General features: G+C 56.1%; 8 protein-coding genes and 1 tRNA gene. 3 read left to right on the top strand and 6 right to left on the bottom strand.

Annotation, left to right across the window (positions count from 1 at the left end; translation table 11 throughout):
• Positions 1–2: 2 nt before the first annotated feature.
• From CEE69_RS03445 to CEE69_RS03430, 3 genes are all read right to left on the bottom strand, one after another.
• Positions 3–890 (bottom strand): hypothetical protein, encoded by an 888-nt coding sequence (locus CEE69_RS03445; RefSeq protein WP_099259351.1) that lies wholly within the window; start codon positions 888–890, stop codon positions 3–5.
• Between the two features lie 266 nt (positions 891–1,156).
• On the bottom strand, positions 1,157–4,960 hold the full coding sequence (locus CEE69_RS03435; protein WP_099259690.1) for a secretin N-terminal domain-containing protein: 3,804 nt from the start codon (positions 4,958–4,960) through the stop codon (positions 1,157–1,159).
• Between the two features lie 243 nt (positions 4,961–5,203).
• Positions 5,204–5,288: transfer RNA gene (locus tag CEE69_RS03430), tRNA-Leu, on the bottom strand.
• 86 nt (positions 5,289–5,374) lie between these two features.
• Here CEE69_RS03430 and CEE69_RS03425 point away from each other — a divergent pair.
• Entirely contained in the window at positions 5,375–6,844 is a 1,470-nt protein-coding gene (locus CEE69_RS03425) for a Y4yA family PLP-dependent enzyme (protein WP_233214579.1), read from the top strand.
• A gap of 341 nt (positions 6,845–7,185) precedes the next feature.
• On the opposite strand, the gene CEE69_RS03420 is transcribed toward CEE69_RS03425, so the two are convergent.
• On the bottom strand, positions 7,186–8,436 hold the full coding sequence (locus CEE69_RS03420) for a cupin domain-containing protein (RefSeq protein ID WP_099259350.1): 1,251 nt from the start codon (positions 8,434–8,436) through the stop codon (positions 7,186–7,188).
• Positions 8,437–8,631: 195 nt separating this feature from the next.
• Here CEE69_RS03420 and CEE69_RS03415 point away from each other — a divergent pair, with 195 nt between their 5' ends.
• Complete coding sequence (locus CEE69_RS03415) at positions 8,632–9,816, top strand: aldose 1-epimerase family protein (RefSeq protein WP_099259349.1); 1,185 nt, start codon at positions 8,632–8,634, stop codon at positions 9,814–9,816.
• Positions 9,809–11,725: a serine/threonine-protein kinase gene (locus CEE69_RS03410; protein WP_099259348.1), complete on the top strand. Its 1,917-nt coding sequence runs from the start codon at positions 9,809–9,811 to the stop codon at positions 11,723–11,725. Before CEE69_RS03415 ends, CEE69_RS03410 begins: the two co-directional genes overlap by 8 nt.
• Positions 11,726–11,752: 27 nt before the next feature.
• Here the strand turns inward: CEE69_RS03410 and CEE69_RS03405 are convergent, their stop codons facing one another.
• Both CEE69_RS03405 and CEE69_RS03400 read right to left on the bottom strand, forming a co-directional pair.
• Positions 11,753–13,141, bottom strand: coding sequence for a hypothetical protein (locus CEE69_RS03405; protein ID WP_099259347.1), 1,389 nt, complete (start codon positions 13,139–13,141; stop codon positions 11,753–11,755).
• The gene (locus CEE69_RS03400; protein WP_233214578.1) at positions 13,138–14,448 is read right to left on the bottom strand and encodes a B12-binding domain-containing radical SAM protein; all 1,311 of its coding nucleotides are present in this window, start codon (positions 14,446–14,448) and stop codon (positions 13,138–13,140) included. Before CEE69_RS03400 ends, CEE69_RS03405 begins: the two co-directional genes overlap by 4 nt.
• Positions 14,449–14,501: the final 53 nt, after the last annotated feature.

The raw sequence follows: 14,501 nt of genomic DNA, 5'->3' as shown, positions 1-14,501 counted from the left end.
ACTCACTTCAAGCGAGTGGATGCCGGCAAAACTTGCGGCGTTCCAGTTTTCCCCGGAGACGCAATCGCGTTCGCCGGCTCGCCCTGAGCACTCTCCTGTGCATCGCCTTGGTTCACCATCGCGATGTCGACGGAATTGGAAGAACTCGAACGAGCAATGTTCCAGGTGCCAACCGACGGTGGCAACACATCCGAACGGTCACGAACCGTAGGACGCGAAATGGTCGTCGTGGTCAAACCACTGCTCGGCGAGGTCTTGCCCGACGAGGCGTGCTGCCACGCTCGGAAGTCTGGCGAATACCGATTGGCAAGCGCCATTTCAGCATCGGTTTTCGAACCCGGCAACAAGACATTGGTCGGCTGACCCTGAAGCAATTTGCCTTCTTTGGTCTTGAACGACGCCACCAATGAGATGTGACGTTGTTCGCCACCGATCGCATCCCAAGGCACCCAAACGCTGTAGGAAGCACCCACGTCCGATTGACTGAAGTGGCTGGTCAACTGCTCGGGAGTGAACTCAAATCGCTTGACAGCGGTCTTGGGATCATCAGCTTTTTCGTCAAAGCCATGAATCACGAGCGTGCCATCGACGGGCACGGATTTCGTTTTTTCATCGTAGAAGAAAATGCGTCCGCCAAACCCACGGGTCGGGACTCGGCCGACCTGCGTCAGCGATTCTGTCGACCAAACCGCCGCCAGCTTCGCGGGGTTTGGATAAGGTTCGGGAGCCTTGTCTTTTTTCGCCCATGGCATCCGCTCCAACATACTTTTCTTGGGAGCCGAACTATCGGACTGGGTCATCGACGCACAACCGGTGCTGAGTGTCAAACTGACCAAGCAAGCCCCAAGCGTCACTCGGGATGCATTTCGGGCGCGAGATTTCACTGACATGTCTGGGTCTCTGCTTTGAGGGTTGACCGCGAAATCCAATCCCAACGCAGTGCACGTTTGAATGCAGATTCACGACGACACAAATATTCATCGACGATGCCGACTTCGACCAGAACGATTGCGGGAAAGTTCTGCTCGAGATGCTGACAACGTCATCTTCTTTCATCCGTGTCGGGACGGTCCCAATCGGATGCACTTCGGTTTGCCGTGTCACACAGGCGTGATCGCTGGATGCGAATCACGCGAACGCGGCACGGCAATGGTCACTACTTGGAACGATTGAAATTGAACCAACGCTTCTTCGCCGGAGCATCTTCACCAGCCGGCTTTTCAGCCGCAGGTGTTTCAACAGCGGGCTTGGCAGGTGTCCGAGCCGAAACTTGTTTGGCTTGCACCTTCGTGCCCGATGGGGAAGTGGTCGGACCAGCTTGCTTTGTTCCAGTGAAACCTGCCCCGGTCACCGGAACGCCGCTTGATGCGGGTGCCGGCAAAAATTCGCCAGGTGTCGATGTCACGGGTGGAGGCAATTGATCGACGGGCAACCCTTGTTGTGGCGTGGGCATCGATCCCTGCGGAGCCTCGATCCAATCATTGTGGATGATTGACTCGCCAGGATTCAACTTCACATCAGATGGCAACTGATTCGTCGAACCAGGCACCACGTGTCCTTCGACCGAATTGATGACGGTCCCCGGAGGAACCATGCCACCCTTCATCGCTCGACCACCACCGGGCATGTCGGCCGCTGGGAAGACATCCACTGTGGGATGAATGTCTGGGTAGATCGTTGGGCCAACAGCGGGTCCCCACAATCCATAGCCACCCGACAATCCAACATCGCCGTGCATCTCCACCACGTCGGCCAAGCACCAACTCATCCGGCTGGACTCAACTTGCTTGACGTATTCCAGGTCTTCATGACCGGTCACCAGGATCGGTGTCATGACGACCAACAGTTCGCTTCGCTGCTCGATCTCGGAGTCATATTTGAAGAAGGTGCCCAACACTGGGACATCCGACAGATAGGGAACCCGACGAGTTCGATTCTGACGGACCTTCTGGATCAAACCGCCAAAGACAACCGTTTGGCCATCGAAGGCAGTGATCGTGGCCTGTGCCTGAGTTCGATCAATCGCAGGAACGAAGATCGGAACATCATCTTGGAAGGCCCCGATGATCTGGCCTTCGTTGTTGTTGATATCGCTACGGCTGGCATCGATGGCCATCAAAATCAAGCCGTCAGCCCCAACACGTGGAGTGACCCGCAGGATGATCCCAATTTCCTCGTCTTCGATCCCGATGATGGGTTGCGAAGCCGTGCCGCCCGTCCCTCCAGTAAAGGACAACTCGGTCGGACGAGGGAAACTCTGACCAACCTGGACGAATCCTTCCGTGTTGTCGGCCGTCATGATTTCAGGTCGACTCAGAATCTGCAGTCGGTTCGCTACTCGCAAGGTCCGCAAGAACAGATTGACTGACTCGCTCGCCGCGGAGAAGACAAAGCCGCCTGAGTTCAGTCCACTCAACTGCGTCAGCTGACTGGCGTTGGCTCCGAAGCTTGTCAAACCTTGCGACGCAACGTTTTCCTGCCCAAAAGAGTTGCTGTTCGGCAGACTTGTGCCGCCGAAATTGAATCCCGGATCAGATGCAGGATTCGCCGTGGCGATGGCACCCGTGGCCTTGCCGCGGTCGAACAACAGCGAATCTTGTAGCCCAAACTCACCGCCGATTTCGAATCCGTCATCCAGTTGGACTTCTGCGATCAATGTTTTGATCAGAACCATCGGTGGACGTCGGTCCAAACGATCGATCAATTGGCGAATTTCTTCGTAAATCCGCGGCGAAACGCTGAGCAAAATGCTATTCGTTTGTCCTTCGGCAACCGCGACAATGTCGCGATCGGGCAAGTCCAAAGGTCCGAGGCCTTGCTGGAACTGCGTGATCACATTGCGGGATTGCTGACGCTGAGAAACATAGTTGGTGATCGCAGTCGAAATGTTCTCCGCAATCTGGTGCTTGAGCCAAATCACTTCGGTGATGCGTTCCGCGAAGCCTTCGCTATCGAGTCGCAACAAGATGCTCTCGACCACTTCCAAGTCTTCGGCCGAACCGCTGGCGATGATGCTGTTGGTGCGAATGTCGGTCGAGAAGACGAGCGGTGTCAAAGCACTTTCGGATGCTGACAACGATGGCAGATCGCCGAGGTTGCCCGCACCGACGCTGGTTCCGTTGGTTGCGGCATCCTCGCCGAACAAGTTTTGCAGAGCCGTGGTCAACTGCGTTGCGTCACCGTTTTCGATGGTGAACACCTTGACCAGCGAATCGATGCCGGGTGTTTGATCGAGCTGACGAATCAGTTCGCCGATCAATGGCATGCCACCGGCGGGAGCACGAACGACAACCGCATTGACGTTGCTGTCGGCGGTGATCACGGCACCGCTCAAGATGCCCGAATCGAGAATCGGGTTGCCGGGTGAATTCAACGAAACGATTGACAACGAAGTTGCCGCGTTTGTGGTGTCACCCGCGATGTTTTCTGGCTCGCCCGAGATCGAGTCTTGCAACACCTCGACCATGTCTTCCGCACGAGCGTTCGTCAAAGGAAAGACTTTGATTTCAGCCGTCGATGGAATCTTCTGTACGTCGATCTCTTCGACCAAACGCGTGACTTCCGCGAGATCGCGTGGCGAAGCACTGACGATCAGCGAGTTGGTGCGGTAATCGGCTGAGATCCGGACGCGAACACCCAATCCCGGACGATTCTCTTCATCGCCGCCTGGTTGGTTGGTGAAGAACGTCTGAATGGTGGCTTCCGCGTCAGTCGCCGAAGCGTGCTGCAAACGGAAGACTCGCAAACGATCCGTGTCGGGAATCGGCTGGTCAATCTTCTCGATCAAGTTGTTGACCGCTTCGATCGCTTCTTTGCGACCAATCAACAACAATGCGTTGGGTGAATCGAGAGCCGTGATGCTGACATCGCCTTGGCGAGCCGACAAAACGTCTTCGTAGAGCTGCGTGAGCAGTGCAGCAACCGCGTTGGAGTCAGCATGCTGAAGCTGACGAACTTCAATTTCCGGCTGAGTCAGCTTGCTCTTTTCTTCGATGTCTTTGACGATATCCATGACGCGTTGGATATCGCGTTTGTTGCCTTTGACGATGATCAGTCCGGACTCAGGAACGAACTGAATCTCGGGATCGCCGATGGGACCCGCAGGATCTTCGCCGTCGACATCGTCATCGGCGGGAGCAACATCAGCCGCTCCGTCCGGCGCCGTGCCACCGTCATTTTGGAAAGCCGCGGTGCGGAAATTAGGCTGAGTCCGGTTGGACGCGGGGCGTGCCGACGTTCCCGAACCGCTCTTCGGGTCCAAGTCTCGAAGCAAACGAATCGCACGTTGGACCGAAGCAATTTTTGCGTACTGCAACATGTAAACGCGAGTTTCTTCGCCGGCAAAACGAGGTGCCTGATCGATCGCTTGGATCGTCTTGCGCCACGTGTTGTGCATCATCGGGCTGGTGGTCAGCGTGACCGCGTTGGAGCGACGATCAACCTCGACTCGAGTCGTGCTGCCGCCACGTTTTTCCATCGTCAAGGTGAACGATGCTCGCTCGCCATTGCGGCTGGTCGTCACTGGCACATCTTCGCCAGCGATGATTCGCAAGGCGTCTTCGACTTCGCGCCAAGTGATGTTGACCAGATGCACGGTGATCGGCGTCGCCACTTGTGAACCGGCGACTTGAGCCAGGCTGCTGGACAAAGTGGAGGCGTCCGCGGCAATCTTGTTTTGCAAATTGGGCGGAGCCAGAACCAACAATCCACCGCCTGGACGGTCGTCAGGCGTGATCGTCACACCGGGTTGGTCCAAGTACTGAAGGCTCAAGCGAGTCGCAACCGATTCGGCCACCGAAGCTGGCACTTTGACGTGCTTCAGTTGAGGCTGATTGGGACGCTGAGCGGAGACGCCCATGGCCGTCGAGGTCGCGATTGCCAGAGCGAGGGCAACTCGTTTTGCGGTCGCCAGTTTCGCGGAACGCTTCCGTTGATTGAGTCGAATGAGCTTGCCGGTCACGGTGCCACCTTGTGTTCGAATGAATCGGCGAGCGAGTTTGTCGTCCACCGGTGCAGAAAGCTCCTCTGCACAACCCATTACTTCGTCACAACCGGACCAACCTCTGCAATCAAATTGAGGGGTAGCGTCGGTTGTTACAAAACGCAAAAACACGAAAACGGCATAAAAAAAGCCCCATCCGCAGGCACCGCATCAAAAAAAGCGGCACCCACACTGGGGCTGATTCATCAAATTTCAATCAAGTACGGATGAGAGGATTCGAACCTCCACGCCCTTATCGGGCACTAGATCCTGAGTCTAGCGCGTCTGCCAATTCCGCCACATCCGCGGGCAAAGCGGCAGGATATCGTCTCAACTCAATGTCGACAAGTCGCTTCCTTCCAGTCTCAGACGCGTCACGCTAACCTCGCCCGCATGAACCGCAGCATCCTTCCAAACCGCGCCGAATCCCCCGCTCCGGCATCTTCGGACGATCACGCAAGCGATCTTCGCAGCCGGTGCCGTGGCGTGGTCCCGCTGGACGCGATCTGGATGCCGTGGATGACCGATTTGGCCAGCAACCCAGTTCGCGTGGAGCAACTGATCCAGCTCCACGGATCGCCGGTCAACGTTCTGACATCCAATCCGATGCGGGCAACCATTTGCGATTTGAAAACTGTCGCCGCCGAAGCGAACCTGCCGCTGCAAATTCATTTGGCTCGCAAAGCCAACAAGTGCGTCGAGTTTGTCCGAGCCGGCATTCCCAATTCGATCGGCTTCGATGTCGCCAGCGAATCGGAACTCAGACAAACGCTCGGCGAGTTCGAGGGTTCCCTCGACGAACCATTTGAAGATTCGATTCTCTGCACCGCCGCGATCAAGCCAGACGGGTTGATTCGCTTGTGCGTGACCGAGAACGTCACCCTGGTGATCGACAACGCGGATGAACTTGCGACGTTACGTGAAGTCCTCGCGTGTATAGAACAGCCGGCGCCGGTCGCCCGAATTGCATTTCGCTTGCAACCGTGCCGTCAGAAATTCCCGGCCCTCGCTACGCGATTCGGAACGCCAGCAAGTGAACTCGTGCGGCTCGCGAAAACAGTTTTGGATGACCAACGAATCGAGGTCGTCGGGGTTCATTTTCATGTTCAAAGATCCCACGAGCAATTCGCTCCGCAGTTCACTAGGTCGCTGATCGAAGACGCACTCGAAACAGTCGACCGACTTCGCGAAACCGGGCACTCGATCGCGTGGTTGGACATGGGTGGCGGTTTCCCGATCAACTACCTCCGCGATGAATCTCAGTGGCGGAGGTTTCTCGCTCTGGCTCAACCAGACCCCGCGAGCAATGGCGAATTCGCGATCGACCGCGAAATGACGTGGAGTCAGCGGCCATTGATAGACGTCGATCCAGCCTGGCAGCCTTGGAACGCGGTACACTGGTTTCGCGAAGTGCTGACACCGACGCTCGTGAGTGAAATCACCCGTCGCGAATTGACTTTGAAGTGTGAACCCGGACGGGCGTTGCTGGACGGATGCGGAATGACGATCGCCGAAGTTCAGTTTGTCAAAAACGGCTCAGACGACGAACTGCTCGTTGGGTTGATGATGAACAGCTCTCAGTGCAGGACGACTCGCGACGATTTCTTGGTCGATCCAATCGTCATCGGAAAGTCGAACTCGCCCGATCCCGCGGCGAACGACAACAACGATGATGAAACAACCGGCTTCTTCGTCGGCGGCTACTGCACCGAATCGGAGGTCCTGATGCAACGACGTTTCCGCTTCCCGCATGGAATTTCGCGAGGCGACCTTGTGCTGATCCCCAACACGGCCGCCTATCAAATGCACTTCGCCGAAAGCCAAGCTCACCAAATGCCATTGGCGGCAAACGTGTTCTTCTAAACTCGACGAACGTGAGTGTAGGTTACTGAGAGCGAGTCAAGGATCTCTGGAATGGCCTCGCTAAGGAACCATTCGGAAACAACTTCGGGATCTAAAAAAGGTAGCGGAAGGGCGCGAGCCCTCCGGTGACACACCGGGCGGCTCGCGCCGCTCCGCTAAAGCCGAACTTGATTCCGAACGGTTCCTAACGCGGCGGGTTGTGACGGAGCCGACAGAGAATGCGTCGATTGGAAATGCGTTAGCAAGCACCGGCGTTCTACCAAAGCAAAACGCGAACGCCCCAATTCGGGACGCTCGCGTTTCGCTAAGTGATTGAGATCGTTCTGATCGAACGAATCCGCTCAGCTGCCGGCTTTGGGCAGATCGGTGTGAGCGTTGGGGCCGAAGTAACGCAGGCCAACCAATGGTTCGCTGCCCAAGTTCTCGATCTCGACGCCGTTGGTGGCTGCCACGTGGCTGATGAACACTTCGTCGGTCGTGTTCTCACCAAAGCGAATCATCGCGGGAGTTTGCAGGTCGAGGTTCCCGATCCGGCCGCGGCCTTGCACGGTGATCCAGCTGCTCGCTGCACCGTCTTTCAAAACGCACTTGGCACCCGGAGCAATCGTCAGCTCTTTCGCGCTGAACAATTGATCGCCATCGACCGTGCCGTAAACGATCCACAAATCTTCGTACCCATCGCCGCTGCGTTTTTCATCGCGAACGGGCTCGAGGTAATTGCTGTTCTTGAAGTGCGTGTCGACGTTCTTGTCCCAGTCCAATTGACCGACGATGAAGTCGAGATCTTGGTGCTTGTCTTCGGGCATGTCCTTGACCAGCAATGACCAAGGCACATAGCGGCCTTCCACGATCGACTGGTACATGCCAAACACGTCACTGCCCCATTGTGGCTCGTACGTGCACAACGAACCCGGCGCGTGCAGGACTCCCGGTGGGATCAACCAACCCGTACCACGTTTCAGACGGTACGCACGACTGAGATCTAAGATTCCGTTGTCGCCTTCGTTCCAGTTTTCCAAGCAACGACGAACGTCTTCGGGTTGGGTGCCAGGTTCCAATCCCATGAACGTGTACGAGAAATTGTTGTCGACGTTGTTCAGCTGAGGCGGGAAGTAGTAACTTTCCGGCTTGCCTTCTTGTCCGACCAATTCCGCATCTTCAAACGACTGGTGCATGTGGTGCGGAATCGGGCCCATGTTGTCGAAGAATTTCGAGTACACCGGCCAGCGGTTGTACTTCGAGTAGATTGCTTCTCCAACGATGTCGTTGCCTCGTTCGGCGACGGCATCTTTGAGCATGAATTTTTGGCCTTCGAACAAGCAAAAACTCTGGCCTTCGTGCCACACTCGGCCTTCGTTGGCTGCGTCGGTGGTGCTGCCGAACCAGCGTTCGTCAATCCCGCCGCGATCCGCACCGAATCGGTAATAATCCGAAGGATGCAATTTGATCCGACGTCCCGGATGCAGAAACGAACGCGGAACCCAGGTCGGAGTCAACCGCAGTACACCACCATGGGCGTCCATGGCAGAATCAAGGATACTGGAAACGCTGTCGCCCTGAATCAATCCTTCGTCTAACTTCACGGTGCTCATCGGGTGCTCGGTTGGGAGGCGGGTGAGATGGGGAGGATGGATGATAATTAGCATGGAACACAATTGACGCTGAACGCGCCCAGACCGTTTCCAGGACATGTTTTAGGCCGACGTGAAGGTCTATACAAGTTCAGAGGCTGGGTCCAGAATGCCCCGGCTTCGCACGCCACCCTCGAATTGAATTGGAAGCCCTTCATGGCCACCGAATCCGTCGTTGTCCGAGAAGTCGAAGACCGTGACCTACGCATCCAGTGGGACACCAGCAGTCCTCTGCACTTGGATTTGTCGACTCGAGTAGGCGATTGGACGGTCCGTCACGGCGTCTTTCGCGGTGGCGTGAGCGAAGGCGTCGAAATCGTCCGACTCAAAAACAGCCGAATGCACGTGGATGTGCTGCCAACTCGCGGCATGTCCATCTGGCGAATCGAGTGCGACGGAGTCCGCTTTGGCTGGAATTCCCCGGTCAACGGTCCAGTCCATCCAAACCATGTCCCCGTTTCTGAACCCAGCGGATTGGGTTGGTTGTCAGGTTTCGATGAACTGGTCGTGCGGTGCGGTTTGGAAAGCAACGGTGCACCTCAACACGACGCCAACGGAAAACTCGAGTTTCCGCTGCACGGGCACATCGCCAACACACCCGCAGATTCTTTGTCACTGGAATTCGACGAAGCCAGCGGACGCGTCGAGTTGATCGCTGAAACCATCGAAACAAGGCTGTTTTTCAAGCGTTTCCGAATGCGATCACGAATTCGCGTTCACGCCGATCGAACCGAAGTCGAGTTGCTCGACGACGTGACCAACGAACTGGCGACGCCGCGGACGATGCAGATGCTTTATCACATCAACCTCGGGGCTCCGATCCTCGGCGAAAACAGCCGCGTCGTTTCAACGCTCGACGAATTGGCTCCCAAAGACGCTCACGCGGCCGAGGAAATGGATCGCTGGGACCAGTTCGATGGACCAACCACCGGCCAATCCGAACGGGTTTACTTCGGCCGCCCTCGGGCCGATGAAACCGGTTACACGCACGCGATGCTGATGTCGCCCGATCAAGACCGCGGCTTCGCTGTCAGCTTCAAAACTTCCACGCTGCCCGCTTTCGTACTTTGGAAGAACACTGCCGCTGAATCGGACGGGTACGTGGCCGGCCTGGAACCCGCAACCGGTTTCCCCAATCGACGCGGATTTGAAGAGCAACAAGGACGACTGGTCGATGTCGGTGCCGGAGAAACAAAGTCATTCCGCATCAAATTGCATCCTTTGATGGACACTGAATCAGTCGAAAGCATGCGACAAAAAATCCAAACGCTCACGGAAGAAGGTGAGCCGACGGAAGTTTCCAACGACCCGCGAGCGGATTGGACGGACCTCGATGGCTGAGCCAGAAATTCTGGGGCCGTACCAGATTGATAGCGTCATCGGCCGCGGCGGAATGGGGTCGGTCTATCGGGCTCACCATGCAAAGTCCGGTGAAGAAGTCGCCGTGAAGCTGATCGCTCAACACGTCGCCGACGACATGCGATTCCGCCGACGTTTTGACGCGGAAATCGAAACTCTTCGCCGACTACGTCATCCGGGTATCGTCCGCCTAATTGGCTACGGCGAAGAATCCGGGCAACTGTTCTATTCCATGGAACTGGTTCGCGGCGAGACACTGCAAAAACGAATTCGCGATGTCAAACGATTGGGCTGGTTGCCAACCTTGGACATCGCTTCACAAGTTTGTGCGGCCCTGAAACACGCTCACGACATCGGCGTGATCCACCGCGACCTCAAACCAGCTAACTTGATTTTGACCGACGCGGGCGAAGTCAAACTGGTCGACTTTGGAATCGCCAAACTGTTTGGCTTTGGCGAACAAACTTTGCACGGATCGGTGCTCGGGACCGCTGACTATATGGCGCCGGAACAAGCCGGCAGCTATTCGATCACGCCTCGCACCGATCTGTACGCTCTCGGCAGCGTCATGTACGCGATGCTGGCCGGACGAGCCCCTTTCGCGGGCAAGAAAGTCACGCAAGTCGTCGAAGCTTTGCAACGAGATCGACCGGTGCCCCTGGATTTGATCAATCCTGACATCCCGGCCGAAGTGGTCGAGATCGTGCATCAACTGCTGGAAAAAGATCCTACCGATCGGCCACCAACCGCACTCGCGGTCCTCAATCGATTGAAAGCCACACGTGCCGGACTGCAACGTGGTCGCACACTGAACGAACAAGCGTCTCGCACTCAACTCGGCGACGAAGACTTCACACCGGAGTTGCCGCCTAACTTGGCCGGCGACCTCGACACTCGCGGACATCATCACACCGATGCCTCTCGCGAGGTCTCGCCTGATCTACCAACCAACGAAACCGGTGGCGATCATATCACCGGTCGACGTGTCATTGGGGGCGAACATCCCAGCAACCTCGCCGATCCGCTAACCGATCCGGCGATGACCAGCACCAACGACTCAGCGACTCAATCCAAGAACAAAGAAGAAGCGGCTAAGACTCACTTTCAAACCATCGATTCCAACCAAACGCCCGGTGGCTATCTGTCGGACCTTCACCGCGCAGAAAGCTTGGATTCAAACTGGGTGCAATGGGCGTCGATCGCCGGGATGGTTTTGATCCTTTTGGGCGGTCTCTCGCTGTTCATCTATTCCATCCAAACCCCATCCGCCTCCACATTGTTCGCCTCGTTACAAGAGGCTGAATTGAATGGAGATTTGGGATCGGAAACCTCTCGCATGGCTCAATTTTTGGAAGCCTATCCGGACGATGAACGCGCCGAACAAGTCCTTCAGTGGCAACGTTCTGCTGAACTCGAATCGACTTACCGTCAGCTTAAAAATCGTGCCCGGTCTGCGGGTGGTTCTTTCAAGATGCCACCGGCGGAACAGTCGCTGCTGCAGGCCCTAACACTGCGAGAATCTTCCAGCGTCGATGCAGCGAAACACCTGCAAGCTTGGCTGGACGTCTATTCCATCGAGGTCGATCCCGAAGCCGCGGGCTACGTTCTCTCGCCGGGCGACAAACTGAAGCACCGACTTCGACTGAGAGAACTGCAACAACTTGAAACACTCGTTCGCGATGAACTCGAACGCTTGAAAGAGGAGCCTTCCGACCTCGTCGCCAACACCCAGCGTGAACTCGCCCTGCGATTGCGACTCACGACTGCATTGACGTTGCCACCTGAGAACAAAGCCAAAGTGTTACAAGGAATCGTCACGCTTTATGAAGAACAAGACTGGGCGGCGGAAATCGTCACCGATGCCAAGCAGCAGTTGGAAGCGACGGAGTGAGCCGTATCAACGCTCGGCGCCGGTGTCTCACTCGATGATTTGTTCATCGGAGTCGACCTGCTGAGCTTCGACATCCAGGTCATCGTCGGCTGTCTCCGTTTCCTCGACATCGGCTTCACTCTCCTCGGCCTCTTTCCGCTCAATCGCTCCCGCTCGAGCGGCTTCAATGACACGAATCAGTTCGAGGCGATGCTCTCGCGTTTCTTGGTCTCCAACCTCGAGCGATCGAAGTTGTTCGAGCGTATTGAGCATGCGTTCGATCGTCTCCAAGTCGTGGAAACTGAGATATCGCTGGACATATTCCAGATCGGCCGTTCCTTGATACCAACCTTCTTGCCGCAGTGCGATTTCGTCGGCCTGCACCATCAACCGATCCATGATCCACGGGTCCGCATTCGCTGCTTCGATTGCATCGACGATGAGTGAAATCTCAGGCAGAACTTCTCCGCGATCAGGGTACTTTGGTGGTGGATCCCAAACGATCGGAAATGCATCTTGCCCTGAGGCCTGCATGATCGAGATCGCTTCATTGATGTCACCACGACGCAACATCGAGTCAACTTTTGCCGAACGCCTGAGCTTCGGCTGAAAGAAAGACGCAGCAACCAACAAGATCACGGCGGGAACCAACGGCCAAACCCAAACCACTCGCTCAATCATCACGTCGCGGGGACCAAGTTCATCCGAACGATGCCCCGAACTGCTCGACATCGCAATCGATCCCAACGCAGCGATAAAAACGGGAATGATGCCGTAGAAACACCCACCAGCAACAGCGGATTGATAGTTCGACAAAATCTGCTGAGTCTGTGTCAGACGAATTCCGCCCATGATCGAAACCATCGACAACTGTGCCGAGAGAAGTGCAAAGAACGCGATCACCATGCACGGAACCAGGATCCAAGACAACGTCGCCCACCATCGAAGCCCAAACTGAACTGCGATCACACGGCTGAACAACAGCACTCGCCAGATCGAAACGATCGACAGCATGGTCAGGTTAAAACGCAACGATGTGACTTCATCCGCCATCACCTCAATCGGAACCGCATAAAACCAGGCCAATGGCGCGGTCATCCAGTATCCAATCAGAAAGATTCGGTAGTCACGAAGCGGGTTGCTCCTGGGATCTCGCTTGTACCCTGTCATTGCCAGACAAATCTGCACGACGAAAAACAACACCATGGAAATCACTAGCGACGCAGCAAATGGACCGAGCAAATCCAGAGGTGCATCCAACCAACTGACCGCATCGTATTCGCGTGCCATCGATGCGGTCGCAACCAACGCCCCCCCTAGCAGGATCGACCAACGACATCGCAGCACACGCCGAATCGACGATTCCACCCCGAACAAAAACAGCAAGGGATCGCGGAATCGCAGCGTCATCGGATCATTGTTCGCGACATCACTCATGCTTGTTTTCCGGCGTTGCGTCGGGAGGATCGAATCTGTTTTTGAATGGAATCGCGTCGCGACTGAGCCTCGGTCCGGAAGGCTCGTTCTACCAAGTTGTTGAACTCGTTTTGCAATTGCTCGGCCGTCATCTGGTCAGGCTCATACACCACGTCGAACAACGTGTATCGAGAGAAGTTGCCGGGAAGCAAGCGATTCGTTCGCAACAACGATTCGTAAAGACTGGTTCCTGGAAACGGTGTCTGCAGTGTCAACTGAATCTCTCCCATCGGGGCTTCTTCCAAAAAGTCCCCCAGCTTTTCAATGGACTCCGATGTCTCGCCATCCGCTCCAACGATCAGACAACCATTGACCACGATGCCCGCCTCTTGGATCGCATCCACGGCCTCCAGCATGCGCTGCCAATCGGCATTTTTGGCTCCCATGCCAGGATACCGAAACACGCTTGATTCCAATCCAATCAAAATCTGTCGGCAACCGCTCTCAGCGATTTGTCGCAGCAGTTTTGGTTGTTTTGCAATTCGCCAATCTGACTCGGTGAACCAACGTGCCCCGTGTCGCCGCAACGATTCGAGCATGGGTCCATGGTCACGTCCGCTCGCGAAAGTGTTGTCGTCCGCCAACTCAATCCACGGCCGAGATTGTCGGCTCGCAATCGCACGCAACTCCGCGTCAAATCGTTCGTCCGGCTTGACTCTCGCGGGTCCTAGCATTCGACTCGCCGCGCAAAACGAACACGCCCACGGGCAACCTCGCATCGATTGAATCGTGTAGCGTGGCGGCGAATGATCGCCCAATAAACCCCAACGTGGCAGCGGCGAATTCGAAAGCGAAAACGATCCATCGGCTTGATAGGACGATGCCAAGGTTCCTCCGGCAACATCCGCCAGCAACTTCGCAAACGTGCTTTCGCCGTCGCCTCGAACCACCGCATCAAAGGAGGGCTGGCAATGTTGGGGAGCCGCCGTTGCATGCAACCCGCCAATTACCGTGAGCACTTTGTGAGGTCGAAGACGCTCACTGATCCGCGCGGCTCGATCCGCCGACGGTGTCAGCGCGGAGAACGCAACGACCCTCGGCTGAATCGGCGAAGAGATCCCGGTCAAGATCTGTTCCGCCACGGCATCTTCATCACTCGCACCGTCATCCAAAACAAGCTCGATGTCCCAACTCTCAGGTACCATCGCAGCGATGGTCAACAACCCAAGCGGAGGCAGTTGGGCAAGTGCCGATGCACGTCGTGCCAAACCAGGCAGCTTCAATCCACGCTGAAGCAACTCCTCGTGTCCAACGCGCAACCCGCTCATAGATACCAATGTCAACTTGGGTCTCGGCACAGGCTCCTCCATTTTCAATTGGA

The organism is Rhodopirellula bahusiensis (assembly GCF_002727185.1).
Taxonomy (GTDB): Bacteria; Planctomycetota; Planctomycetia; order Pirellulales; family Pirellulaceae; genus Rhodopirellula; species Rhodopirellula bahusiensis.
Note: the sequence above shows the minus strand (reverse complement) of the source record. Positions and strands in the feature narration are given on the sequence as shown.

Bases quoted from the DNA above. Each gene is read 5' to 3' on its own strand.
- CEE69_RS03445 (WP_099259351.1), bottom strand. From the start codon at position 890: ATGTCAGTGAAATCTCGCGCCCGAAATGCATCCCGAGTGACGCTTGGG.
- CEE69_RS03425 (WP_233214579.1), top strand. From the start codon at position 5,375: ATGAACCGCAGCATCCTTCCAAACCGCGCCGAATCCCCCGCTCCGGCA.
- CEE69_RS03420 (WP_099259350.1), bottom strand. From the start codon at position 8,436: ATGAGCACCGTGAAGTTAGACGAAGGATTGATTCAGGGCGACAGCGTT.
- CEE69_RS03415 (WP_099259349.1), top strand. From the start codon at position 8,632: ATGGCCACCGAATCCGTCGTTGTCCGAGAAGTCGAAGACCGTGACCTA.
- CEE69_RS03410 (WP_099259348.1), top strand. From the start codon at position 9,809: ATGGCTGAGCCAGAAATTCTGGGGCCGTACCAGATTGATAGCGTCATC.
- CEE69_RS03405 (WP_099259347.1), bottom strand. From the start codon at position 13,141: ATGAGTGATGTCGCGAACAATGATCCGATGACGCTGCGATTCCGCGAT.
- CEE69_RS03400 (WP_233214578.1), bottom strand. From the start codon at position 14,448: ATGAGCGGGTTGCGCGTTGGACACGAGGAGTTGCTTCAGCGTGGATTG.